The organism is bacterium, from assembly GCA_016716565.1.
Classification (GTDB): Bacteria; Bacteroidota; Ignavibacteria; order Ignavibacteriales; family Ignavibacteriaceae; genus IGN2.
Genome location: JADJWC010000002.1, coordinates 1,051,404 through 1,073,516 on the forward strand (window position 1 = coordinate 1,051,404; position 22,113 = coordinate 1,073,516).

A 22,113-nucleotide genomic window follows, 5' to 3' on the forward strand; every position below is an offset into this window, starting at 1 on the left:
TTCGTTAGACTTTTATTATCGAATCAAAGTCTTCTTTAAACTTTTCCACTTCATATAAAACCTTTTCCAAAAACAATCCAGATGGCGGAGCTGTGTACTTTGCAACTTCATCCGATTTTCTGCTCAGATAATTCATTATATCTTTTTCAGATTTCTTTCCTCTTCCAACTTCAACCAAAACTCCGACAATTCTTCTTACCATTTTCCAGATAAAATGAGATCCCACTATTCTTATCAGGATTAAATCACCTTCTTCTTTCATATGAATATCGTCGATCAATACTTTGGTTGATTTTTCTTCTGGATCATCATCAGAGAAAGATGAAAAATCGTGCATACCAATAAATAACTTTGATGCTGATTCCATTTTATTAAAATCGAGTTTGTCTTTTATCCACCATACATAATTTTTACCAAAAGCTGTTCTTCTTCTTGAAATCTGGTAAAGATAGCTGCGTGCTTTTGCATTGTGTCTTGCGTGAAAGTAATTTGAAGTTTTTTCTACTTCAAGAATATTAATGTCATATGGAAGTAAATCATTAATCTTCATCCTGATTATTTCGGGAGCTAAAACAGTTTTCACATCAAGATGAGCGACCTGGCAAAGTGCATGAACTCCGCTGTCTGTTCTACCTGAACCTTGCAAATCAATAAAGTCATCACCGAATATTTGCAGAGCTGCTTTTACTATTGTTCCTTGAATTGTCTTTGCATTTTCCTGTTTCTGCCAGCCCGAGTATCGAGTTCCTTCGTATTCGACATAAAGTTTGAAGCGAGAAAAATCTTTTCTATCTGAAAACTTTTTCTTTTTACTGAATTTATTCTTCGATATAAATTTCTTTTTATCAGATCTTCGGTTATTCATTTTGTTCAACTATAATAATGAGTATGACAGTTGCAGATAGAGAATCAAAATAGAAATGAAAAGTGTAATTATTGTAACTATGATTCCAACTTTAAAAAACTGCCAGAATCCGATTTCAATTTCGTGTTTCTTTGCAACTTCAATTACAATAATATTTGCAACTGCACCGATTATGGTTGCATTGCCTGCCAGCGTTGCTGCTGATGCTAATGACAGCCAGAGCAAATCACTTGATGCTGATTTTAAAATAGGAAGCATCAGAATTGTATATGGAACATTGCTTACAATTTGAGAGAGAAACAAACTCAACGCATGAAGACTAACTATTCCTTCTAAATTATCACTGACTGGAGTGTTTTCAATAAACTGATCAAGAACTCCGACTTTCTCAATTCCATGGACAACAATAAAAAGTCCTGCAAAAAATAAAAGCAAAACCCAGTCGACTTCTTTTATAACTTTTGAAGGTTTTATCTTTCCGAAAATCAGAATTATGGAAGCTCCGGCTAATGCAATCAGTGGAATTGAAATATTAAAAGTATGGCTGAAGAAGAACAGAATTAATATTCCGATAAAAATCGGCACGGAAATTTTCATCGACTTAAAATTGTAATTGAATTCATCTCCCTGAAATTGAAGGTGGTTTTCACTTTTGAATTCATTCCGGAAGAAGGGCTTGATAACTAAAACAATCAGAAACATCCCGATCAAAGAAACCGGAAGAAGATGAAGCAAAAAATAGGTGTACGGAATTCCCGATTGCATTCCAATTAAAATATTTTGAGGATTTCCTGTTATGGTCATTGCACTGCCAATGTTTGATGCAAATATTTCGGCAATCAAATATGGAATGGGATTAAGCTTTGCTGACCTGCAAATCTGAATTATTACAGGTGTAAAAAGTAAAACTACCGCATCATTAACAAGGAATGCACTCGCTAATCCAGTTACAAAAACAATTATGGTTAAAAGCTGGTTTCTGCTTTTTGAAAGAGAAATTGTTTTCTCCGCGATGAACGTGAAGAATCCGTCTAACTCAAGTACGGCAATTACTATCATCATTCCGAGCAGAAGTGCAATTGTGTTGAAGTCGATTGCTGATACGGCTTCATCAAATGTAAGCACACCAAAAAGAATCATTGCCACAGCACCGAAGAATGCTGCTGATGGTCTGTCAATATTTACTTTTGGGAGACGGGTATAAATTATCCCGAGAAAAGTGATGATAAAAATTATAATTGCTGTCGTAGTCATTCAAAAAAAGCAAATCATCTTCATCTGATTTTTAACGATTCCTCTGCATAATCGTGAGAAGTTTCATAAACACGTACTTTTATTTCATTCACATTTTCCGGCAATGATGCTTTCTCAATCTCATTAAGCATATAAAGACAAATGTTCTCTGCGGTTGACTGAAAATCAACTACTACCTTTTTTGAATTCATCTTTTCTAAAAACTCAATAACAACCTTATCATTCTTGTTCACCATAAAAGAATGATCGAGCTTTTCAATTATCGGGTTGATGATTTTTTCAACATCATAATAATCAATTATCATTTCGTCTTTATTCAGTTCACCGTCAAACTCGACAAGCATTTTGTAAGAATGACCGTGAATATTTTTACACTGCCCGAAATGTTCGGGAAGCCTGTGCCCCATTTCCCATCTGAATTCTTTTGCGATTTTCATAATTTCTTTCTTTTTAATGTCATTGCGAGGAGCGAAGTGACGTGGCAATCTCTAGCTATAGATTGCTTCGTCCTGTTAAGGCAGGACTCGCAATGACAGTGTGATTAAATTTTCGATTGAGATCACTTCGCTTCGCTCGTGATGACAAAGTACTCTATACTCCTTTTGTCTGTGGATCCCAGATGTATTTATGCATCTGAAGTTGAAATCTTACCTCGAGCTTATCTTCCAATATCCAGTTCACAAGTTCAACAGGTTCAAGCTTACTAAAAACGACAGAGAAAAGTATGATACATTTTCTCTGCAGATTATATTTTTTTATTACATCAACTGACCATTCATAATCTTCGCGATTGCCGATTACAAATTTAAGTTCATCTTTTGCGTGCAGATAATTAACATTCTCATAAAGATTTTTCTTTTCCATTCCGCTGGAAGGACATTTCAAATCCATAATTATTTTCACTCGATGATCAATGTCTTTAATCGGAAGACTCCCACCTGTTTCAATCATCACTTCATATCCAAGATCGCAGAGTCGCTTCATCAGCTCGAGACATTCATCCATTTGAACAAGAGGTTCACCGCCGGTTACTTCAACCAGCTTGCAATTGTATTTTTCAACTTCATCAATAACCTGTTCGACCGAAAAATCCTTTCCTTCATAGAAAGCATATTCAGTATCGCAGTAAGTGCATCGGAGATTGCAGTAAGTCAGCCGGACGAAAACACACAGTCTTCCCGCACTTGTGCTTTCTCCCTGTATTGAGTGATATATTTCGTTGATTTTGAGCATGATAATATTAAGTATTTGTCACACTGAGTTAATCGAAGTGTGACGTCATCCTTCGACAGGCTCAGGATGACAATTCGAGACTAAATTAGCTTAAATTTACCAGCAAAAGTTACTCCTGCAAAGGTTGATTTCAAACCCTGCATAGCCTATATTTGGCACTCAAATTTTGACAAAAAGAAGTAATAATTAGTTAAAAAAGAAGGATTTTCATTTAATGGCAACTCATAAATCGGCTGAAAAAAGAATCAGAGTAAGTGCAAGAAGACAGGTAGTTAACAAAGCGGCAGAATCCAGAATTAAATCAAGTGTTAAAAAAGTTTTAGCAACTACGAACAAAGAAGAAGCAGAGAAATTTTACAAAGAAGCTGTCAGCATTTTAGATAAAGGAACTTTAAAAGGTCTTATTAAAAAGAACACCGCTTCACGAAAAAAATCCCTGATTACAAGACACCTGAACAGCTTGCAGAAAAAAGCGTAACTCACTCACAATTTTTCTCACACAAAAAAAGCTCTTCAATTGAAGAGCTTTTAATTTACATATCTTGAATTGCGCTCTCCCCCTCACTCTCCGGCACAAAATATCTCACAGGCTGTATATTTCCCTTTTTATCTTTCACTGCGCGGACTTTCTTTTTTACAAGTATGCTGTGCTCGATAAAAAGTTTGTCGGCTATCTTTGATCCGAAAATGTACGAGGTTCCTTTTATCAAAACGTTCTTTCCTATCCGCAGCGGGAATTCATCGCTGCCGGTCATATTAACGCTGGATTCAATCCGTGAGCCATCACCGATAATAATATTTCCTTTGATAATATCTCCCCAGAGGATTTGCACATCGTTACCAATTTTAAGTGTTTGCCCCGGGTAACAGGAAAGATGAACGTTACGACTTACGGAAACATTCTTTCCAAACAAAACTTTACCGTCAACAAAAACATCTTTACCAAGCTGAAGATTGAAATTCAAATCCACATCTTTCCCGATGTGAACGCCTTTTCCGACAACAACATCGAGAGCTGTATATTTTTTATCTGCCATTAAAATATTATCAACGACTTTTTCGTGGATAAAGAAATCGTCGGGGTCTTCAATTTCGATTATATCTTTAAGCTTCTCGTATACATTCTTCCGGGCAATCGCTTCCATTTCTTTCAGCACAGACTTATTATTGAAGCCCATCACGACGTAATCTTTTTCAGGACTTTCAGCAGCAACCGAATAATTTTTTTCATTAAATAATGAAATTAAATCGGTTAGGTAAATTTCTTTCTGAACGTTTTCGCTTTTTAGTTTGCTTATCAACTCTTTCAGCTTGCCGTATCGAAAAGCAAACACACCGGAGTTATATTCGCTGTTATTAATTAATTCCTCTTTAGTGAAAGAGTATTTGCTTCCTTTGTAGACAGCTTCGTAAGATTTATCAGCAGGAAGAGCGAGAATATCTTTATGTTCAATAATTTCAATGACTTTTCCTTTGTCGCCAAGCGATCTTGTTCCTCTTGTATCAAATTCTTTTACTCGAAGTATTCTACCGTAATTATTCTGTTCCGGATCGCCGTTGTAAATTCCTGTAAGAACGATCATATCAGCTTTAGAATCAATAAAACTTTTTCTGAAGCTTTTAAGAGTTTCAGCATCGATCAATCCCATATCTCCCGGTAGAACATAAACAATTCCATCGTCAGGAAATTTCTTTATGTTTTTTAAAGCAACCTGAACTGCGTGTCCGGTTCCGTTCTGTTCTTCCTGGTATGCGTAAGCTGTGTTTGATTTCTTCCCGAGAACATTTATCACATCGAGAGCTTTTATTCCGACAACCACAACTGAGTTAATTCCTTTTACAGCTTTTGTGCAGGCGATGTGGACTCTTTCAACTGTTGGAATTCCCCAGATTGTATGCAGCATTTTTGAACGCTGGGATTTTATTCTTTTCCCATGTCCGGCGGCAAGAATTATTGTCAGCTCTTTGCATTTAGAATTAAATGGCGAAGATAATTTCTTTATGTTTTTTACAATTTCTTTTTTGTCGTTGTTTTGCATTGGTCTATGATTATTGATTTACAAAATGATAATGCTACAGGTTTCAAAAATAACTATGATATTCTACTTTACTCAAGCAATTATCTTTATAAACTATAAATAAAAACCGTTGAAACGGTTTCACATAAAAGTATTTTTATTCCAATTAACCCACGGATTAATCCGTGGGTTTATCAATCAAAAGAAACAATCCAAACCGTTTTAACGGTTTAAAACAAATAGATACTAACTAAAGTTACTTTGTCTCTTCAGTAACCTGATTTTCTTCTTTATAACGAATGAACAATGCTATGTTCAATCCGACTGTAAAATAAATTAATGTTGCAATTTCCTGATCCCAGAAGTTTAGCTCAGATAATCCGGCAAACAAAATACTCACAAACGAAGCCAGCGCACCAATTGAATATGATGCAATGAACGGTTTTCCTTTAGTCGATTTATAAATTTTTGTAATGACCATTATTATCATCACAAACAAAAAGATCAGCGACAGGAATCCGAATAATCCCAGTGTCGCAAGAAAATGAAAATAATTATTGTGCAGATGACCGTGGATCTCTTTGTCATAAGGTCGTTTGTATTTAACATAATACTTTGCAAGATCAATATCACCGACACCAAAAAGTGGATGATCTTTAAAAATCTCGATACCTCCACGCCACATTGCAAGCCGGTTGAAGTTCTGTGGAAGATGCGGATCAAAAAAGCTGAGAAGTCTTCCACGCTTTATATACGTGCAATAAAGATTTCCATCAGAATAATTAAAGTTTGTTGGCTTCGGTGAAACTTTATCGCTTGCAACAAAATCGAACTTCTGATTTTCATTCATCTTAAGCTTGTAAATTGTTCCATCGCCGGTAAGCACTGCAAGAATATCTCCGTCACTATCAATCCTGTTAACCTGCTGTATCTCTTTCGGATGATCTTTTAACACAATTTCATTATTTTCAAACGCGAACATTCGCAAACCAGCAGGATTACCGACGATCATTTTTCCTTCAAAGAAATGAATTCTTCTCATATTATCTATTTCTTTTTTCGCTAATAATTCTCCGGGAAAATTTCCTTCTCTTGAATAAACCGCCGCGCCTGATCTGTCACCTGCGAAGTAAAAGGATGAGGAGTCAACGAACATTTTATTAAATCCTTTTAATTCCGGAAAACGTACCAGCATGGATTCTTTTGTGATAGAACTGTAATATGTCAGGCCGCTGTCAATGTCCAAAGCATAAAGTGATTCATCAAGCAGGAAGAAGTCTTTTGTATCACCGGGAGGTAAAATTTCATTTATCAGATGAATTTCCTGATTCTTTCTTTTAAAAACCAAAAATCTTGTGTCAATCAGCTGAGCAATGAACACACTATCATCAACTTTAAGAAAGGAAGTTGCTGGCTCCGGAGTAGCAATTCTTTTTATGAGAATGGAGTCTTTATAAAATAGAAGTCCGTTTTCGTAATCGTTGATAATAAACAAGCTGTCATCTTTTGCTACTGACCAGGCTCTTCCATCTGTATTGAATGAATAAAGTTTCTTCGCACTTGATCCCTCAAAATCATAAACACTTACCTGGCTGACATTTTTATCAATCATGAATAAAACTATTCCAGCAATAAAAATCGGGATCAGAATTTTCCATTGTCGTTTTATTAAAAGTATCAGAACTATTCCAACCGCAACACCCATCCAGCCAGTTCGCTTATACGTGGCGATCAAAGTCAAGACTGAAATTGCAAAACCCAAGTATAGCAGCAGTTTTGTTTTAAGCTTGTTTTTTCATTTATAATAAATGCAAAGAGGAATAAAACTGTGAAGCTTATTATTTCGCTTGTTGTAATCGGATTTTGAATTAACGCAGGTCCTGATTCAGTAAGCAGGTATTGATTGTTTAAATAATACTGAACTGAAACGATGAGATATACAATTCCCGTGACCAGTGAACCGACAAGAAATAGAATGAAAAAATTTTTTCCGGTTTTCAGGTTTGATGTTACAGTGATTGTTGTGTAAACAATTGGAATAAGCATCGCTCTTTTCGTAAAGTTGTGCAATGCTTCTGCTTTGTAATCCGAAAAGATCAACGCGAGAATTTCAGCAATCATATAAAGAGCAAACGCAAGCTCGAGCCCCGTTTTGCTGAAAGGATTTTTTCTTGTCAGAAAAGCTTTAATAAGTATGAAAAGAAGTGCGCCGAAGTATCCAACCTGGTTAACAAAAATCGAATTGCTAAGACTTAAAATGAAAATGATGAATAATGATATTATTATCCAGTCGAGAATTTTATATGATTTGTTTTCCTGATCGGGCATCAATCGCTATCCCTGAATTGCATTTCATAAAGCTTTTTATATAAACCGTCCGTTTTTAACATCAGCTGCTGGTGCGTTCCTGATTGAACAATTTTTCCTTTTTCTATCACAAAAATCATCGAGGCATTTCTTATTGTGCTGAGCCTGTGAGCTATTACGAATGTTGTTCGGTTCTTCATCATTCTTTCAATTGCTTCCTGAACAAGGATTTCAGACTCATTATCAAGAGATGAAGTTGCTTCGTCAAAAATCATAATGTCAGGATTTTTCAAAATTGCTCTAGCAATAGTCAACCGCTGACGTTGACCTCCTGATAATTTAACTCCTCTTTCACCAATTACTGTTTCATAACCTTCAGGAGTTTGCATAATGAAGTCGTGGGCGTTTGCAGCTTTTGCGGCTTCGATTACTTTGTCAATAGGGCAGTCGTCAAGTCCGTAAGCAATATTCTGTTTTATAGAAGTGTTGAAAAGAAAAGTTTCCTGCGTTACGATTCCCATTTTATTACGTAAAGATTCCAATGAGAAATTGCGGATATCTTCACCATCAATAGCAATGCTTCCTCTGGTTGCATCATAAAATCGTGGAATTAGATCTACAAGTGTTGATTTACCTCCGCCGCTTGGTCCAACTAGAGCAATAATCTCTCCTTTCTGTACAGAAAAATTAATTTTATCAAGAACCCATTCATCTGAGTCTTCATATCGGAAGCAAACATCATTAAAAATTATTTTATCGCCGAACACTCCCATCTGTTTTGCATTATCTTTGTCTTTAATATCCGGCACGGTATCAAGTATTTCAAAAACTCTATCCGCCGCTGCACCAGCTTCCTGAATTCTTGTATTGACTGTGCTCAATTCCTTTATCGGACGCATAAGTTGAAGAATCGCGAGAAGGAATCCCATAAAATGACTTGCTGAAATAGTTGAGCTTTGAAGCACGAGTGTTCCGCCGTAATAAATAATTATCGCACCGACAAGTATGCTTATCATCTCAGTTAGCGGAGACGAAGCATTTCTGATTCTTACGATCTTCAGCATCTCTCTCAAGAAGTTTCTTGTCTCGGTAAGAAATTTTTTATTCTCAAACTTTTCCATACCGAAAGCTTTAACGACTTTAACTCCGGAAATTGTTTCCTGCAGAACAGTAGTAATGTCTGCAAGTTTTCCCTGAACAATCGAGCTTTGCTTTCTCACTTTCAGACCAATCCACAGAATTGCAAGCATTGACAACGGTAAAATGATTAATGAAAACAACGTTAGCTGCCAACTGATACTCAGAGCAATGATCAGGAAGACGACTATTGTCAAAGGTTCTTTTATAAGATTGCTGAAAGTGGCCGAGACACTGTCCTGGATTTTTGTAACGTCATTTGTGAAACGGGAAATCAGGTTCCCGACTTTTTCTTTTTTGAAATATCCAATCGGAAGTTTGTGAAGATGCCTGTAGGCTGCATCACGCAAATCATTCATTGAAGAATATTCAACATAAGACATTAAGTTGGATTGAAGATATCCGAATAGATTTTTCAGAAAGAAGACAAGAAGGATTATAAAACAAATCTTCAGCAATATGTCGATTTTTTCTCCCTGGTAAACAAAATTTGTAAACCAGTCGCTAACTGAATCTTTAAAATCATTAATAAATCCCGGAAGAAGCGACGATGTCTGGTCAATTTGCTGCGTGGTTTCTGTTTGATTGCTAACGTTTCCTTCCTGGAATAAAGTATCGAGCAAAGGAATGACGAGGTAAATTGATACACCATTCAACACAGCATAAAGCACCGAAAGGACAAAAATTAAAATCAGTCTTTTCCAGTACGGCTTAACATATTGAAGTATTCGTATATACGTTTTCATAGATTTTAAATTTGCGGAATGATAACTAATCCTGCACCGCTCACCGTCTTTATTGTGTTCACAATTTTTTTCTTCTTCAGATCAAAAATGCTAACAATACAATTATTATTAAATCCGTTATCAAAAATCAGTAAATCGTTCAAGGTTACAAAGTTTTTAATTCCCGCACCTCCGAAAGCGCCAATTAATGAATCTGTTTCCAGTGAATATATGAATAATTCAGAGGTTTCGGGATTTTTTGTTTTAACTGTTTCATTGGTAAGATCGAGAGTTGAGATGATGAGATACTTTTCATCCTCGCTCCATTTGAGTTTATTCAGATTGTGCTTCATCACAGAAACAAATTCAAGCGAATCGCTGCCTGCTGATTTTAGAAACACTGAGTCTTGCTTGAATGAAACTCCGAATTTTCCGGAAGGTGACAAGCTTGGACTTCTAGGAGGAACCAACTGTGGGAATCCGCTTTTTAGGATATCAAAAGTTCTTATTTCGCTGTCGACCAGCTTGCCGTAATGATCATAAACTTTTGTGTACTGATTAACATAATTTGCGATCGTTTTGTCAACAGCAGTAAATAATAACTCGAGGTTTTCATCGTCATTCCATCTGGCTGTGAACTGAACTCCATCGCCGATGTCATCAATTTGTTTTATTTCGGAGAGGTCGTTTGAAATTATAAACAGTTTCAGTCCGCTGAAAGCCGGGATATTTCCTTTGCTGGTAATTTTATCTGCAGTGAAAAAATATGTTGGCAGTTTTCCGGGTTTATAAACAAGCATTACAACATTTTCCCGCGGATGCCACCAGACTGGTTTGTACTTTTTCTTTTCCAGATCATATTTATGAACACCAACTTTGTCGAACCACTCGGTAAGAAAAAGAAAACTCTTCCCGCTTGTTGAAGTTAAAGTATCTGTAATTCCGGTTGCGTCTTTTTGCTGTTCGGTTTTGCTTTTGTCTTTGCAGGATGTAATAAGAACAAGCAAAATAACTGTTAATAATATTTTTAGATGAAATAATGACATTATAATATTAGCTCAATTTCTGGTTTAAGTATATTAAAAATAATAAAAGTGCAGTTTAAAGAATTGATGTAAAGAAATTTATGTACACTTTGTTTTCGGCAAGATTAATAAAAAAGGTCGGGTTGGTTTGCCCGACCTTTATTTATTTCTTGATCTTAATCTACTTCAGCAAAATTAATTTCTTTGTTGCCGAAAAGTCACCTGAAGTTAAAGTATAGAAATAAATTGCGCTTGGCAATTCTGATGCGTTGAATGCAACAGAATAATTTCCTGCTTCCTTTACTTCATTTATTAATTTAGCTACTTCTATTCCTAATATGTCAAATACTTGCAATATGACTAAACCATTCTTCGGAATAGAGTAAGAAATAGTCGTTGTTGGATTAAATGGATTGGGATAATTCTGCATTAAACTATACTCAACAGGCTTCGTAGTATTTTGAGCAACTGCCTTTTGTGGTGGAGTTCCTTCTACCCTTGCCATTACGGAGTCACTTGGAACTGATGTAAGATATTGATTATCTACAGCTTTGACCACATAATAAATATTAGATTCATTAATACAAGCTTGTGGATAAGAGGGACAATATTCCTCTATAATATCTTCATAATAAATATTAGTTGTTTGAGCTAAATAATTCCAACTCCAAGAACCGGCAATGATTTTTTTCTTGTATATATTATACTTTCCGCCAAACAACATATCAGGTTCTTGATTCGCATCCCAAGTCAAATATGGGTGATTGTTTTGGCTTGGCTCCACTGCAAGATTCTGTGGCTTTGATGGTTTTCCTGAGTACGGATAAGTAAAGTATAATTGACATTTATATGTATTCCCAGGTAATTTCTGCTGAACTTCAATTGTAAAATTTAGTGAACCGCCATTTACTGAATATGGATTACTCTTGGGTGAAAAAACATTATTAAATATTAAATCAAACGCATCGTATGAATCACCCCATGCATCATCTGCAGGATAAAATGGAGTACGGCAGAAATAACCAATACCATTTATTTCTTCATAGAAATTAAGTTCATCCTCATTTGTCGTTTTATTCGATCTGCCACGTAAGACTTTTTGATTCTGTGTGTCAACAGTAAATTCCCAGTTACCATCCGCACATTCAACGTTTAGCGAAGGAGGGAAATAATTAGCATTGGTAACATGATGAATATATATCCCTTTGTCCCCTGCCCAATCATGGGGACTAATATCCTGATGATTCACTATCAGGAAATACTCAGTCGTACTTACCGGAATTCTATAAACATCATCTGTAGTATAGAAATCCGTTACATAAATGATGTCATCTCTGCTTTTATCCTGATAATCTATCCAGTCAAGTTTTTCTCTTTCCCATGGATGCATTCCTCTGGAAGCATTCCATGCAGGTCCTCCGTTCATTATAGATAAATTTGAATTTCCAGGAATATGACCACTGCCAAATTCATGGTGACAAAATTCGTGTGCTGCTTGATACATGGTATAATGTTCACCATTATATCCGCCTCTTTGCTGAATACCTGAGCCAGGAAATCCTCTTTTAATTGTTACACCATCAAATGTAAGATCATAAGGTAATATTAGAGACGCATTACCTGTCCATCCCTTACCCGTTGGATAACCAATTAGAGGGCCATCAAATTTTCGATAGATTAAAAATATCATATCAACTTTACCATCACTTCCAGAAATATTTCCAGTAAAATTATCGAAGTCAGAATAATCTATGTATGCATCCAAGCGAGTAAGAACTTCCTGATTCACATACTTTAAACCATTTGAACCATAATCTTCCTCATCCTCATAAGTTACGATTACTGCAGGATGAACATAACCGTAAATCTCAAATACTCCATTCGACATTTCATGGAAATAATGAGAAAGGTTTATTCTAAGGAATGGTTCTCCGGGTTCAGGATCCATCATGTCCCTGGCCCAAACTGGGAATGTATTTAAAGGCCAGCCAGAACTCTCAAAGTAATCATCTTTAAATTGGATAAATACCACTATAGCTTTAAGGTTTCCTTCTGACGGTGTGTAGAGTCCACCTCTATCCTCAGGTGAACGGTAGAAAGATGTATCTCCCATTCCACAAACAAACATTTGGTCTTGTTGAGCAAGCAATAAACTTGAAAACAAGGATATAACTAGTATTAAGATTTTCTTTTTCATTTTTGCCTTCTTTCAGTTTTTATCTGATTAAAATCATTTTTTTAGTTTCAGAATATTTTGATGCCTGTAAACTATAAAAGTAAACTCCGCTTGATAATTCTGACCCATCGAAAGTAATTTCGTGAAATCCACTATTCTTCTCTTCATTTATTACTTTGATCTCATTACCAAGAATATCAAAAACTTTCAGCTTTACAAATGTTGGTTCTGGCAGGTAAAATCTTATCACAGTAACCGGATTAAAAGGATTGGGAAAATTATTCTCTAATCTAAACTCAGAAAAAAACGAATTAGTTAATTCATCAACCTCAACAATATTTCCATATTTTATCCCATTTATAATCATACCCGTTAAGAATAAAGGTGGACTTCCTTCCGGATAAATTTCAACTACACCGTACTTATCTGCTATCAAATCATCTTGAAAAAGATATGATGCTATCCTTGCCATTACAGTATCACCAAATACAATAACCCAATATGGACCTTGTATAACCACAGGTTTTGGATCAGGATCTCCATTCCTCCAAGTATATCGATAAGAAGAATAATTTGTGGCGTGAGGCACCTCTAAACTATCTAGTAGAATTTCATCAAGTGAGTCTCCATCCTCATCTAGATCCTCAATATCAAGTCTGTAAGTTGCTACCTTTGATGAATCGTTTCGCTCCAAGTAGAAATAAGTGGAATCATATGAAAAAAACATATCGAGTTTTCGATAATATATCTCGTTGTAAATGATTGTATCCATATCTACTATTACTTCATCATAATTTCCAGAATAATCTACAAATTGCCACATATCACCAACATGAAGTGGGTTGTATTCATGTGATTCCTGTTGATAACGTTCAATAAATTCTTTTGGAACATTTTCTAACCTTCGTATAGGAGTCTGTGCTTCTATAGTTACACATATAAACAGGCCGAGTTTTATAATAAAAATTAATATTCTCATATAAATTTTGTTTTAATTAAATAATAAAATTTAGCTGTGAATTAATACTACGTAAAACCCGTTGGATATTTTTCTCCAGCAACAATATGAAAATTCTTTTTCATCGCTGTCTGAGGGATCTTTTTGATAAGTTTTGCGGGGGGGGGGATAAAAATTGTAACAGGAAATTAACTGCTCAACTAATGTTAAGTTCAGTAAAGCAAAACCGTATGTTCGAGAGATAAACATTGCCGAAGAATCCTAAGGAATGTTATCATAAAATTAATTTCCACTCGAAACGTAATTAATGAATATTATAATGTCAAGATTGGCCAGTGTTAATTTTTTGCGACGTGTTTGTTTTTACATATTTACTATAAAATTTTTTTATCCTCTCGGATGATAATCCCTATGAACTTGTTTGATATAATCCCTGTCAATGTGAGTATAGATCTGCGTTGTGGAAATATCAACGTGCCCAAGCATTTCCTGCACAGCGCGGAGGTCAGCACCGCCTTCAAGCAAGTGAGTTGCAAATGAATGCCTGAATGTGTGCGGATGAACTTCCTTTTTTATTCCTGCAAGCTTTGCATTGCTGTCAACAATTTTCCAAACGCCCATTCGCGACAGTTTTGTTCCCCTGCTATTCAAAAATAAAACGTGCTGGCTTTTCGCTTTCTTCTCCAGCAACGGTCTGCTGTTTTTCAGATACTCGGTGATCCAATTGATTGCAGAAGAGCCAATCGGTACAAACCTTTCCTTCGAGCCTTTACCAAAAACTCTTATCATCTCTTCATTCAAAAAAAGATCCGATATTTTAAGATTAATAAGCTCAGAAACACGAAGTCCGCAGGCGTAAAATGTTTCAAGTAATGCTTTATCTCTCATTCCAAGTTTTTTGCTGATATCGGGCTGAGAAAGTATCGCTTCAATTTCATTTATGTTGAGAACGTTTGGCAATCCCTTACTTACTTTTGGTGCGGATATTTTATCCATCGGATTTGTTTCAATGTAACTGCTGGAAGAAAGATAACCAAAGAATCCTTTAAGCGAGGAAAAATATCTTGCAGATGACCTGCTGCTCAAGCCTAGTTTTGTAAGTAAAATAAAAAAGTCGTTGAGTAATTTTGAAGTTATCTGCGAAGGATCAACAACTCCAGAATCTTTTAAAAAGTTTAGTAAAGATGAGAGGTCGTTTTGGTAAGAAGCAATTGTATTTTCTGAAAGATTTCTTTCAAGCTTGAGTGATGCCAGGTATTCTCTTAAAAAAACATCCATTATTTATTTTCTGTCTGGATTCCTTTTTCGGCTTCTTCCTGTTTCGGATATTTTATTCTCCTGTGGTGCTGACCGAGAAGTATACTAAGGAATTCTTCCTTCATAATTTTTATGTCTCTGAAATTGACCGGAGATTCTTCCAACTGCTTGTCGTCAATCCTCGATTTGAAAATGCTGTCAATAACATTTTCAACTTTTGTTGGATCGGGATTATCAATTGACCTGACTGCCGATTCGCATCCATCAGCAAGCATAACGATTGCAGTTTCTTTTGTATTCGGTTTTGGTCCCGGATATCTAAAATCATCAACTTTAACTTTTTCTTCACCGTAAATCTTCTTTGCTCTTTCAAAAAAATAACTCATTACCATTTGACCGTGGTGCATAGGTATAAAATCAATTATTTCGTGAGGAAGCTTGTGTTCCTTTGCGAGCTCAATACCTTCTTTAACATGCTGGACAATCATACTTACACTTTCTTCAGGAGTTAGGTTCTCGTGAACGTTCTGATTATTCAACTGGTTCTCAACAAAATTCTGCGGTGAAATTGTCTTGCCGACATCATGGTAGTAGGCTCCGATTCTTGCAAGCAGCGGATTGGCACCGATTTTTTCGGCAGCAGCTTCCGCCATTGTTCCCATCGTCATTGAGTGGTTGAATGTTCCGGGTGCTTTCCGTGCAAGTTCTCTTAACAAAGGTCTGTCGAAATTAGAAAGTTCGAGAAGCGTCAGGTCCGTTGTAATTTTGAAAAATCTTTCGAAGAAAATCAACAAACCGTACGTGAGTATAGGACTGACCAGCGCATTTGTAGTTGCAAAAGCTGATTCAATCAGGAGGTTATCAACAGGAGCGAACCGCTCAAATCCAAATGCGAAGATTGAAAGAATGTAGCCTAGTAAAATGAAAAGAAATGATCTGAAAATCTGCGAACGGTTTTTAATGTCACGAACCGAATAAACTGCAATTCCGCCGGCAATTAAATTCATCGCCATAAAAGTGTAATCGTTTCCTCTCAGAGCACCGGTAATAAGAGTCATTATCACAGTTGAATAAAATCCAATTCTCGAGTCAAACATAATCGTAAGTATCATTGAAGCCGCAGGAATAAAAATCAGATATTGAAGAGGTGCCTGCACTCTTACCTGGTTGATCAGGAAGGTAACGAACGATACGAACAGTATAATGATAACGAACATTAAAAGTTTTTGATTGTCAAAAAAGATTTTTTTCCTGAACAGATATAAATATGTGACAAGCAATGAGAGTATTAATCCAATATGAAAAAATTTGCCAACTGCCTGGAGAATTAATGCACCTTTACCGATCAGTTCGCCTTTTGATTCTTTGTACGATTCGATCTTCAACTTAATTTCTTTCGTAACTCTGTCGTGCTTTGCAATTATCCTTTCATTTTCATTTACAATCCCTGTATACCGCGAAACATTATTCTGTGCCTGAGTTGTTTCTTCATCAGTTAACTCACTGCTGTAAACGACTGTCGGTAATAAAAAGTGAGTAGTGTACTCGAGCAATGCCGTTTTTATTTCTTCGGAAAATTCAGATCTGTTAACTCTTTCGGTAATTTCTTTTCTAGCCTGATCCAGGAACAGGTTTTTGCTGATCGGTTCAATTGTGTCAAAGTTGCCTTTCCTCAAAGCGATGCTGTCTCTTAACTGGGATCCGGATTCAATACTAAGAATTCCTGTCACATATGTTGAAGACAGAGCATCCGCAGCAGTGTTAAAAAAGTTCTTCAATGGCTGACTTGTTTTGATAAGATTTCTCTCTCTTATTCTCATGTTCTGCAGACTTAAGAAAGAAGGCGTGCTGAGAAAAGTGGGATTTGTAACTGCTTCGGATTCTGCTTCAATACTTTCATCAAGTACTTTTATTAGATATGAATTGTAATTCTTTAAAGTTTCTATGCTCTTCTGTTTGTTTGCACTCTCATCAAGAAAAACTGGATACACACTTTTTTTTGCTGCCTCGACTTCCCTTCTGTAAACTTCATCGCTCTTTTTAATAGGAAAGCTGAATGGAGCAATCAAATCATCGTACAACCAGATAGAGCCTTCCGATACTTCGAATTCAATAGACTCGCCTTTGGGAAACATCAGCACAATTAAAATTATTGTAACAAAGCCCATTACAAACTTCGTAAACAAAGCTTTCCCGCTTTTTTGATTTTCAGGATTATCCATTTTTATCTCTCTTCGCTTTTAAAACCATTTCAAAAAATTCAGCAATTCCGTCATCCTTATTGGGCTTTGTTGTAATAATGTCAGCTGCATTCAACAATTCCGGGATTGCATTTGCAACAGCTACTTTAATTCCTTTTGTATCAAACATAGTAATATCATTGTACCAATCGCCGATAACTGCTGCTTGTTCTTGCTTCAAGGATGAATGACGTAATAATCGGCGAAATGCCTTACCTTTTGAGCAGCCTGCTTTTCTAATCTCAAGATAAAAAATATTTTCGTTTTTCTTACTGCGAAAATATGACGTGTTGCAGCCAATTGTACTCGGAAAATTGAATTTGTCTTCCATCTGCTTAATTGAACTCTTCACATCGCTTGAACAAACTATTTCAAGTGTGTTTTTAATATAATCATCGTACGAGCTTACTTTTGTATAAAATGCGCCGTACTTGCTGAGCAAAGACGGTATAATTGAATTATTTTCTGTATAATAAATTGAAGCTCCATGACAAAGCACAATGTTAACAAGCAGCTGTTCGGAAAGTTGAAGCGCTTTTTTTACATAGCGTTTTTTCAGAAATGATTCAAATATAGTTTCATCGCTGACAAAATTTTTAATCAGGGCTCCATCGAGAGAAATAACATAACCATTTAATGAAAGTTCATCTGCAACTTCCCGCACAGCAGAATGAAGTCTGCCCGTTGCCAGCGAGATTATAACATCTTCTTTCATCAACTCCCGGATTAGTTTTTTGCTTTCCATTCCCAGTTCACCATTATCGTCCAGCAGTGTTCCATCGATATCCGAAACGATAAGTTTTAAATTTTTCAGGGATCTGTAATTAAATTCTTTCAAATATTACCGGATATTTTATACAAAATCTTGGCTTTGTAAACAATTAATCATTCTCCCGGACGAGATTTTGAACTTCATTTTAAAAGCTTCTAAAGAAGAAAATTCGTAATCCGCAGAAAAGAAACTCTCTCCCCGGTAAAATGTTAAAGGTTCATTAACAATTATCTAATCTTGAATGAAAAAATATGGATTTTTGTCTAAATTTGTTGTAGTATATTTTATTATAATTAACTGCAGCTTAAAATAATACATAAGAAATGGTGAGTTCAGTATGCTGTATATACTCGGCGCAATAGCATTAGTCTTTATTATTTACGGGCTTATTCTATTCATTAAAAAGGGGAATAAAGAGTTCGAAGCCAAGTTGTCTCTCCGTGAAAGAACCGAATTGGAAAAGTTGCTCGAAAAGCAGGCAAAAGATGAAGCTGAAGAAAAATCCAGAGAAAGTGAAGGGGAAAAGGAGAAAGAAGTCCAAAAAACAACTGAAGTCGCACCGAAATTAAAGCATGCCTTCCCGACCAAGGATATAAAAACTGAAATAAAAAAATACTCTACTCACGTTGACATCAATAACTTAAAAGCCCAGCAATCAATAAGAAACGGTGTAAGTAATTTTTTAAATCTCGATTACAAAGTTGCTCTTGAGGAATTCAGTATTGCCGCTGAAATGAATCCACAGGATGTAACAGGATTTTATTGCCGCGGACTAACTAAGCTACAGCTGAAAAATTATGAAAGTGCCGTCAGCGATTTTACCGAGTGCATTAATCTGAAGATGAAAGAACCCTATGCTTTCTATTACCGTGCACTGAGCTATTCTCATCTGCATGATCTGGATAATGCAATTCTTAACTTTAAAAGCTACGTAAATGCTGAAAGCCGTTCACCGGAAGCATATTTTGATCTTGCAATATGTCTGAAACAAAAAGATAACATCAACGAAGCAATAAAATATTTCTCGTCAGCAATTGAAAATAATCCTACACATCAACTAGCATATTATGAAAGAGGATTATTAAAGCATAGAATTGATGATATTGAAGGCGGATGTGCCGATTTGAAAAAAGCATTAGGGCTAGGAAACCTGGATGCTCTTGAACATATCAACGAAAAATGTAAAAGCAGTAAAGCTTAGATTTTATTTTAAGTGATCACCCCAGCTTTTGTAAATCTTCAAAAGCTTCATTAACTGTCTGGCAAACCGGGAGAACCCTGTCAAGCTGTGTAATTTTAATGAGCGCATAAACTTTTTCGGATGGTGAAGCGATTCTCATATGACCATTTGTGGAATTCAGAATTCTGTTTGCAACGAGGATAGCACTTAGACCAGAACTATCGCAGCTTTCAACAGAAGATAAATCAAGTATAAACTTTTTTGCACCTTCAACTTTCAGCAACATAGTAAACTCGCCTTTGAGCAATCCTGAAATGTTTGTATCAAGTCGTGCTTCATTCAATTTAAAAATTGTAATGCCGGATTCTTTCTTTACTTCGAAATTCATTTTAGTGCCCTTGAAACATTTTTAAACAATCGATAAGATTTTTGTATGATGTTTCCGGATCGTTCTGCTTATTAATGACCTGTAGATTAAAATATTTATCAGAGTCTGATCTGGAAAAGCCAACTTTGACCTGCGAGTTAAGAGATTTTGCAATGTAGCTGTAGAAAAGAATTTCTTCCCTGTTTGAATCTATGATAACATCAAACCTCATACTGGATAATCTATCTAGCAGTTTTTTTGACGGAAGGCTTAGTTTTGTTTCATCTTTTACACCGTGTTCAATTGCGTTTGTCTTAAAGTAAGGCTGAAGCAGACTAACACGGTAATCATATGTCATCACCACAATATTTTTTCTCTGTTCTCTCAGGTAATCGAGTATCGGGAAAACAAATCTGAAATCGCTCTCTTTAGCCGGCATCAATACAAGGAATGAATAAGTTTTGGACAATATTGAAGCAAAGTTTCGTTGACTGAATTCAGCAATGGGAGTTTTCCTCCGTATTACAAATTTAGCTGCCTGTTCTTTTAAAGTTGACATCATTTCTTTTCTGCTTCAGTAATCTTTTCTTTGAATTCAGTTTCGCTTATAATTTTTACGCCCAGTGATTTTGCTTTATCAAGTTTTGAACCTGCCTTTTCACCAGCCAGAACATAATCGGTTTTTTTACTAACGCTTGAAGATGTATTTCCACCAAAACCAATTATCTTTTCCTCCGCTTCTTCACGGGTGAAAGATATTAATGTACCGGTTAACACAAAAGTTTTGCCTTTGAAGAAGTTATCGCCCACAAAAGTAGTTTTGGCATCAGTAAATGTAAACTTTAAGCCAGCCTTTTTCAATTCTTCAATGATCTTTTTGTTATGGCTGTCACTAAAGAATTTCTTAACACTTTTGCTTATACTTTCACCAATTTCGTAAACTTTTGTTATATCTTCCTCATTTGCTGACATTAAGGCATCAAGAGATTTGAAATGGGTTGCCAGCTTTTTAGCTGCACCGGCACCAACGTAACGGATTCCTAATGCAAAAAGCACTTTGTCAAATGGCTTTTCTTTACTTTTATCAATTGATTCAAGGAGATTGGAAACACTTTTCTCTCCAAGTCTTTCAATAGCAACAAGCTCATTTTTGAACTTTCTGAGCTTGTAAATGTCACTGTATGTTTTCAGGAATCCCTTCTCAACAAATAAATCAATCAGTGATTCACCCAGCCCTTCGATGTCCATTGCGCCGCGAGATGCAAAATGTTCCAGTCTTCCCTTAACCTGATCCGGACATTCTGAGTTTTCGCAATAGAAGGCAACCTCTCCTTCGGGTTTGAATAATTTGGAGTCACAGGTTGGACATTTTTCCGGCGGTTTTGTTTTTCTGCTGCCCGAAGATCTCTCACTTAAAACAACCTGAACTACTTTCGGAATTACATCGCCGCCTTTTTCAATGATAACCGTATCACCAACACGGATATCTTTTCTTACAATTTCATCATAATTATGAAGGGTTGCCCGGCTTATAGTTGAGCCGGCAAGAAATTTTGGTTCCAGCTCCGCAACGGGAGTTACCGATCCTGTTCTCCCGACCTGCCAAATTATATCATTAATTTTTGTAATCGCCTGCTTAGATTTGAACTTGAAAGCAACAGCCCAACGTGGCGCTTTTGCTATACTCCCCAGCCTGTTCTGTTGTTTTATTGAGCTAACCTTTATGACTGCACCATCGATTTCATATTTTAATTTTTCCCGTAGTTTTTCAAATTCACTGCAAACCTTAATTACTTCTTCGATGCTTCCACATTTTTTATAATGCTCATTAACTCTGAAACCGAGCTTTTTAAGTATTGAAAGATTTTCTTCCTGAGATTTAAATTCTTCTTCAAGACTGATAAGGCTGTATGTAAATATGTTGAGAGGTCTCTTTGCAACAATTTTGGGATCCTGCAATTTTAAAGTTCCTGCGGTTGAGTTTCGCGGGTTTGCAAAAGTCTTTTCACATTTTTCTTCTCTTTCTTTATTCAGCTTTTCAAAATCTTCAATGTTCATAAATATTTCGCCACGTACTTCAAAATCGTTCAGCTTAAATGAGATTGAATTATCTTTTTTAATTCTTAACGGGACCGACTTTATCGTCCGAACGTTTGCGGTAATTTCTTCACCAACTGATCCATCGCCCCGAGTCGCTGCTGTTTTTAAAATTCCATTGACATAATTTATGCTCACCGAGGCTCCATCAATTTTAAGTTCAACAATATATTCAACCTTTTCTCCTGAAGGTAAACCTTCTTTTACTCTTCGGTCGAAATCATATAATTCTTCTTCTGAATATGTATTTGAAAGGCTGAGCATTGGAATTTTATGCTCTACAGGTTTGAATATTTTTGTTAGATCACTACCAACGCGTTGAGTCGGTGAATCCGGAGTTATTAATTCCGGATGTAGTTTCTCAAGCGCCTCTAATTCTTTGACAAGCTTATCATACTCCGAATCAGGTATTGTTGGCTGAGTTAGAATGTAGTACTTGTAATCGTGTTCCCGAATTTCTTCCCTTAGGGATTCAATTTTTTTTTCAATAGAAGATGGCATC

19 protein-coding genes are annotated in these 22,113 nt (G+C 36.0%); 2 read left to right on the top strand and 17 right to left on the bottom strand.

Annotation, left to right across the window (positions count from 1 at the left end; all coding sequences use genetic code 11):
• Window positions 1-4: 4 nt before the first annotated feature.
• The 4 genes from truA to IPM14_11515 form a co-directional block, all read right to left on the bottom strand.
• A complete protein-coding gene (gene truA / locus IPM14_11500; GenBank protein MBK9098718.1) occupies window positions 5-865 on the bottom strand; it encodes a tRNA pseudouridine(38-40) synthase TruA in 861 nt (286 codons plus the stop codon).
• A 9-nt stretch (window positions 866-874) separates the two neighbouring features.
• On the bottom strand, window positions 875-2,119 hold the full coding sequence (locus IPM14_11505; GenBank protein ID MBK9098719.1) for an anion transporter: 1,245 nt from the start codon (window positions 2,117-2,119) through the stop codon (window positions 875-877).
• Window positions 2,120-2,139: 20 nt separating this feature from the next.
• Window positions 2,140-2,556, bottom strand: coding sequence for a 6-carboxytetrahydropterin synthase (locus IPM14_11510; protein MBK9098720.1), 417 nt, complete (start codon window positions 2,554-2,556; stop codon window positions 2,140-2,142).
• 154 nt (window positions 2,557-2,710) lie between these two features.
• Window positions 2,711-3,352: a radical SAM protein gene (locus tag IPM14_11515; protein ID MBK9098721.1), complete on the bottom strand. Its 642-nt coding sequence runs from the start codon at window positions 3,350-3,352 to the stop codon at window positions 2,711-2,713.
• A 214-nt stretch (window positions 3,353-3,566) separates the two neighbouring features.
• On the opposite strand from IPM14_11515, the gene rpsT reads away from it, so the two are divergent.
• Window positions 3,567-3,830, top strand: a complete 264-nt coding sequence (gene rpsT, locus IPM14_11520; GenBank protein MBK9098722.1) for a 30S ribosomal protein S20 — start codon at window positions 3,567-3,569, stop codon at window positions 3,828-3,830.
• 55 nt (window positions 3,831-3,885) lie between these two features.
• On the opposite strand, the gene IPM14_11525 is transcribed toward rpsT, so the two are convergent.
• From IPM14_11525 to IPM14_11570, 10 genes are all read right to left on the bottom strand, one after another.
• Window positions 3,886-5,391 (bottom strand): NTP transferase domain-containing protein, encoded by a 1,506-nt coding sequence (locus tag IPM14_11525; GenBank protein MBK9098723.1) that lies wholly within the window; start codon window positions 5,389-5,391, stop codon window positions 3,886-3,888.
• A 235-nt stretch (window positions 5,392-5,626) separates the two neighbouring features.
• A complete protein-coding gene (locus IPM14_11530; GenBank protein MBK9098724.1) occupies window positions 5,627-7,105 on the bottom strand; it encodes an O-antigen ligase family protein in 1,479 nt (492 codons plus the stop codon).
• Window positions 7,106-7,107: 2 nt separating this feature from the next.
• Complete coding sequence (locus IPM14_11535; GenBank protein MBK9098725.1) at window positions 7,108-7,698, bottom strand: hypothetical protein; 591 nt, start codon at window positions 7,696-7,698, stop codon at window positions 7,108-7,110.
• Window positions 7,698-9,560 (bottom strand): ABC transporter ATP-binding protein, encoded by a 1,863-nt coding sequence (locus IPM14_11540; protein MBK9098726.1) that lies wholly within the window; start codon window positions 9,558-9,560, stop codon window positions 7,698-7,700. The genes IPM14_11535 and IPM14_11540 overlap by 1 nt, the downstream gene beginning before the upstream one ends.
• A 5-nt stretch (window positions 9,561-9,565) precedes the next feature.
• Complete coding sequence (locus IPM14_11545) at window positions 9,566-10,585, bottom strand: hypothetical protein (GenBank protein ID MBK9098727.1); 1,020 nt, start codon at window positions 10,583-10,585, stop codon at window positions 9,566-9,568.
• A gap of 160 nt (window positions 10,586-10,745) precedes the next feature.
• On the bottom strand, window positions 10,746-11,288 hold the full coding sequence (locus tag IPM14_11550) for a T9SS type A sorting domain-containing protein (protein ID MBK9098728.1): 543 nt from the start codon (window positions 11,286-11,288) through the stop codon (window positions 10,746-10,748).
• A 1,492-nt stretch (window positions 11,289-12,780) separates the two neighbouring features.
• A complete protein-coding gene (locus IPM14_11555; GenBank protein ID MBK9098729.1) occupies window positions 12,781-13,719 on the bottom strand; it encodes a T9SS type A sorting domain-containing protein in 939 nt (312 codons plus the stop codon).
• A gap of 366 nt (window positions 13,720-14,085) precedes the next feature.
• A complete protein-coding gene (gene xerD / locus IPM14_11560) occupies window positions 14,086-14,976 on the bottom strand; it encodes a site-specific tyrosine recombinase XerD (protein MBK9098730.1) in 891 nt (296 codons plus the stop codon).
• Entirely contained in the window at window positions 14,976-17,177 is a 2,202-nt protein-coding gene (locus IPM14_11565; GenBank protein MBK9098731.1) for an HDIG domain-containing protein, read from the bottom strand. Before IPM14_11565 ends, xerD begins: the two co-directional genes overlap by 1 nt.
• Window positions 17,170-18,033, bottom strand: coding sequence for an HAD family hydrolase (locus IPM14_11570; protein ID MBK9098732.1), 864 nt, complete (start codon window positions 18,031-18,033; stop codon window positions 17,170-17,172). The genes IPM14_11565 and IPM14_11570 overlap by 8 nt, the downstream gene beginning before the upstream one ends.
• A 271-nt stretch (window positions 18,034-18,304) precedes the next feature.
• Here IPM14_11570 and IPM14_11575 point away from each other — a divergent pair, with 271 nt between their 5' ends.
• Complete coding sequence (locus IPM14_11575; protein MBK9098733.1) at window positions 18,305-19,168, top strand: tetratricopeptide repeat protein; 864 nt, start codon at window positions 18,305-18,307, stop codon at window positions 19,166-19,168.
• A 16-nt stretch (window positions 19,169-19,184) separates the two neighbouring features.
• Here IPM14_11575 and IPM14_11580 read toward each other — a convergent pair whose 3' ends face one another.
• The 3 genes from IPM14_11580 to ligA are packed head-to-tail and all read right to left on the bottom strand — an operon-like array spanning window position 19,185 to window position 22,112.
• Window positions 19,185-19,535, bottom strand: a complete 351-nt coding sequence (locus IPM14_11580; protein MBK9098734.1) for an STAS domain-containing protein — start codon at window positions 19,533-19,535, stop codon at window positions 19,185-19,187.
• Window position 19,536: 1 nt separating this feature from the next.
• The gene (locus IPM14_11585) at window positions 19,537-20,076 is read right to left on the bottom strand and encodes a hypothetical protein (GenBank protein ID MBK9098735.1); all 540 of its coding nucleotides are present in this window, start codon (window positions 20,074-20,076) and stop codon (window positions 19,537-19,539) included.
• Window positions 20,073-22,112 (bottom strand): NAD-dependent DNA ligase LigA, encoded by a 2,040-nt coding sequence (gene ligA, locus IPM14_11590; GenBank protein ID MBK9098736.1) that lies wholly within the window; start codon window positions 22,110-22,112, stop codon window positions 20,073-20,075. Before ligA ends, IPM14_11585 begins: the two co-directional genes overlap by 4 nt.
• Window position 22,113 lies beyond the last annotated feature (1 nt).

Bases quoted from the DNA above. Each gene is read 5' to 3' on its own strand.
- truA (MBK9098718.1), bottom strand. From the start codon at position 865: ATGAATAACCGAAGATCTGATAAAAAGAAATTTATATCGAAGAATAAA.
- IPM14_11565 (MBK9098731.1), bottom strand. From the start codon at position 17,177: ATGGATAATCCTGAAAATCAAAAAAGCGGGAAAGCTTTGTTTACGAAG.
- rpsT (MBK9098722.1), top strand. From the start codon at position 3,567: ATGGCAACTCATAAATCGGCTGAAAAAAGAATCAGAGTAAGTGCAAGA.
- IPM14_11540 (MBK9098726.1), bottom strand. From the start codon at position 9,560: ATGAAAACGTATATACGAATACTTCAATATGTTAAGCCGTACTGGAAA.
- IPM14_11505 (MBK9098719.1), bottom strand. From the start codon at position 2,119: ATGACTACGACAGCAATTATAATTTTTATCATCACTTTTCTCGGGATA.
- IPM14_11525 (MBK9098723.1), bottom strand. From the start codon at position 5,391: ATGCAAAACAACGACAAAAAAGAAATTGTAAAAAACATAAAGAAATTA.
- IPM14_11510 (MBK9098720.1), bottom strand. From the start codon at position 2,556: ATGAAAATCGCAAAAGAATTCAGATGGGAAATGGGGCACAGGCTTCCC.
- IPM14_11580 (MBK9098734.1), bottom strand. From the start codon at position 19,535: ATGAATTTCGAAGTAAAGAAAGAATCCGGCATTACAATTTTTAAATTG.
- xerD (MBK9098730.1), bottom strand. From the start codon at position 14,976: ATGGATGTTTTTTTAAGAGAATACCTGGCATCACTCAAGCTTGAAAGA.
- IPM14_11545 (MBK9098727.1), bottom strand. From the start codon at position 10,585: ATGTCATTATTTCATCTAAAAATATTATTAACAGTTATTTTGCTTGTT.
- IPM14_11515 (MBK9098721.1), bottom strand. From the start codon at position 3,352: ATGCTCAAAATCAACGAAATATATCACTCAATACAGGGAGAAAGCACA.
- IPM14_11550 (MBK9098728.1), bottom strand. From the start codon at position 11,288: ATGTTGTTTGGCGGAAAGTATAATATATACAAGAAAAAAATCATTGCC.
- IPM14_11535 (MBK9098725.1), bottom strand. From the start codon at position 7,698: ATGCCCGATCAGGAAAACAAATCATATAAAATTCTCGACTGGATAATA.
- IPM14_11575 (MBK9098733.1), top strand. From the start codon at position 18,305: ATGCTGTATATACTCGGCGCAATAGCATTAGTCTTTATTATTTACGGG.
- ligA (MBK9098736.1), bottom strand. From the start codon at position 22,112: ATGCCATCTTCTATTGAAAAAAAAATTGAATCCCTAAGGGAAGAAATT.
- IPM14_11585 (MBK9098735.1), bottom strand. From the start codon at position 20,076: ATGATGTCAACTTTAAAAGAACAGGCAGCTAAATTTGTAATACGGAGG.
- IPM14_11555 (MBK9098729.1), bottom strand. From the start codon at position 13,719: ATGAGAATATTAATTTTTATTATAAAACTCGGCCTGTTTATATGTGTA.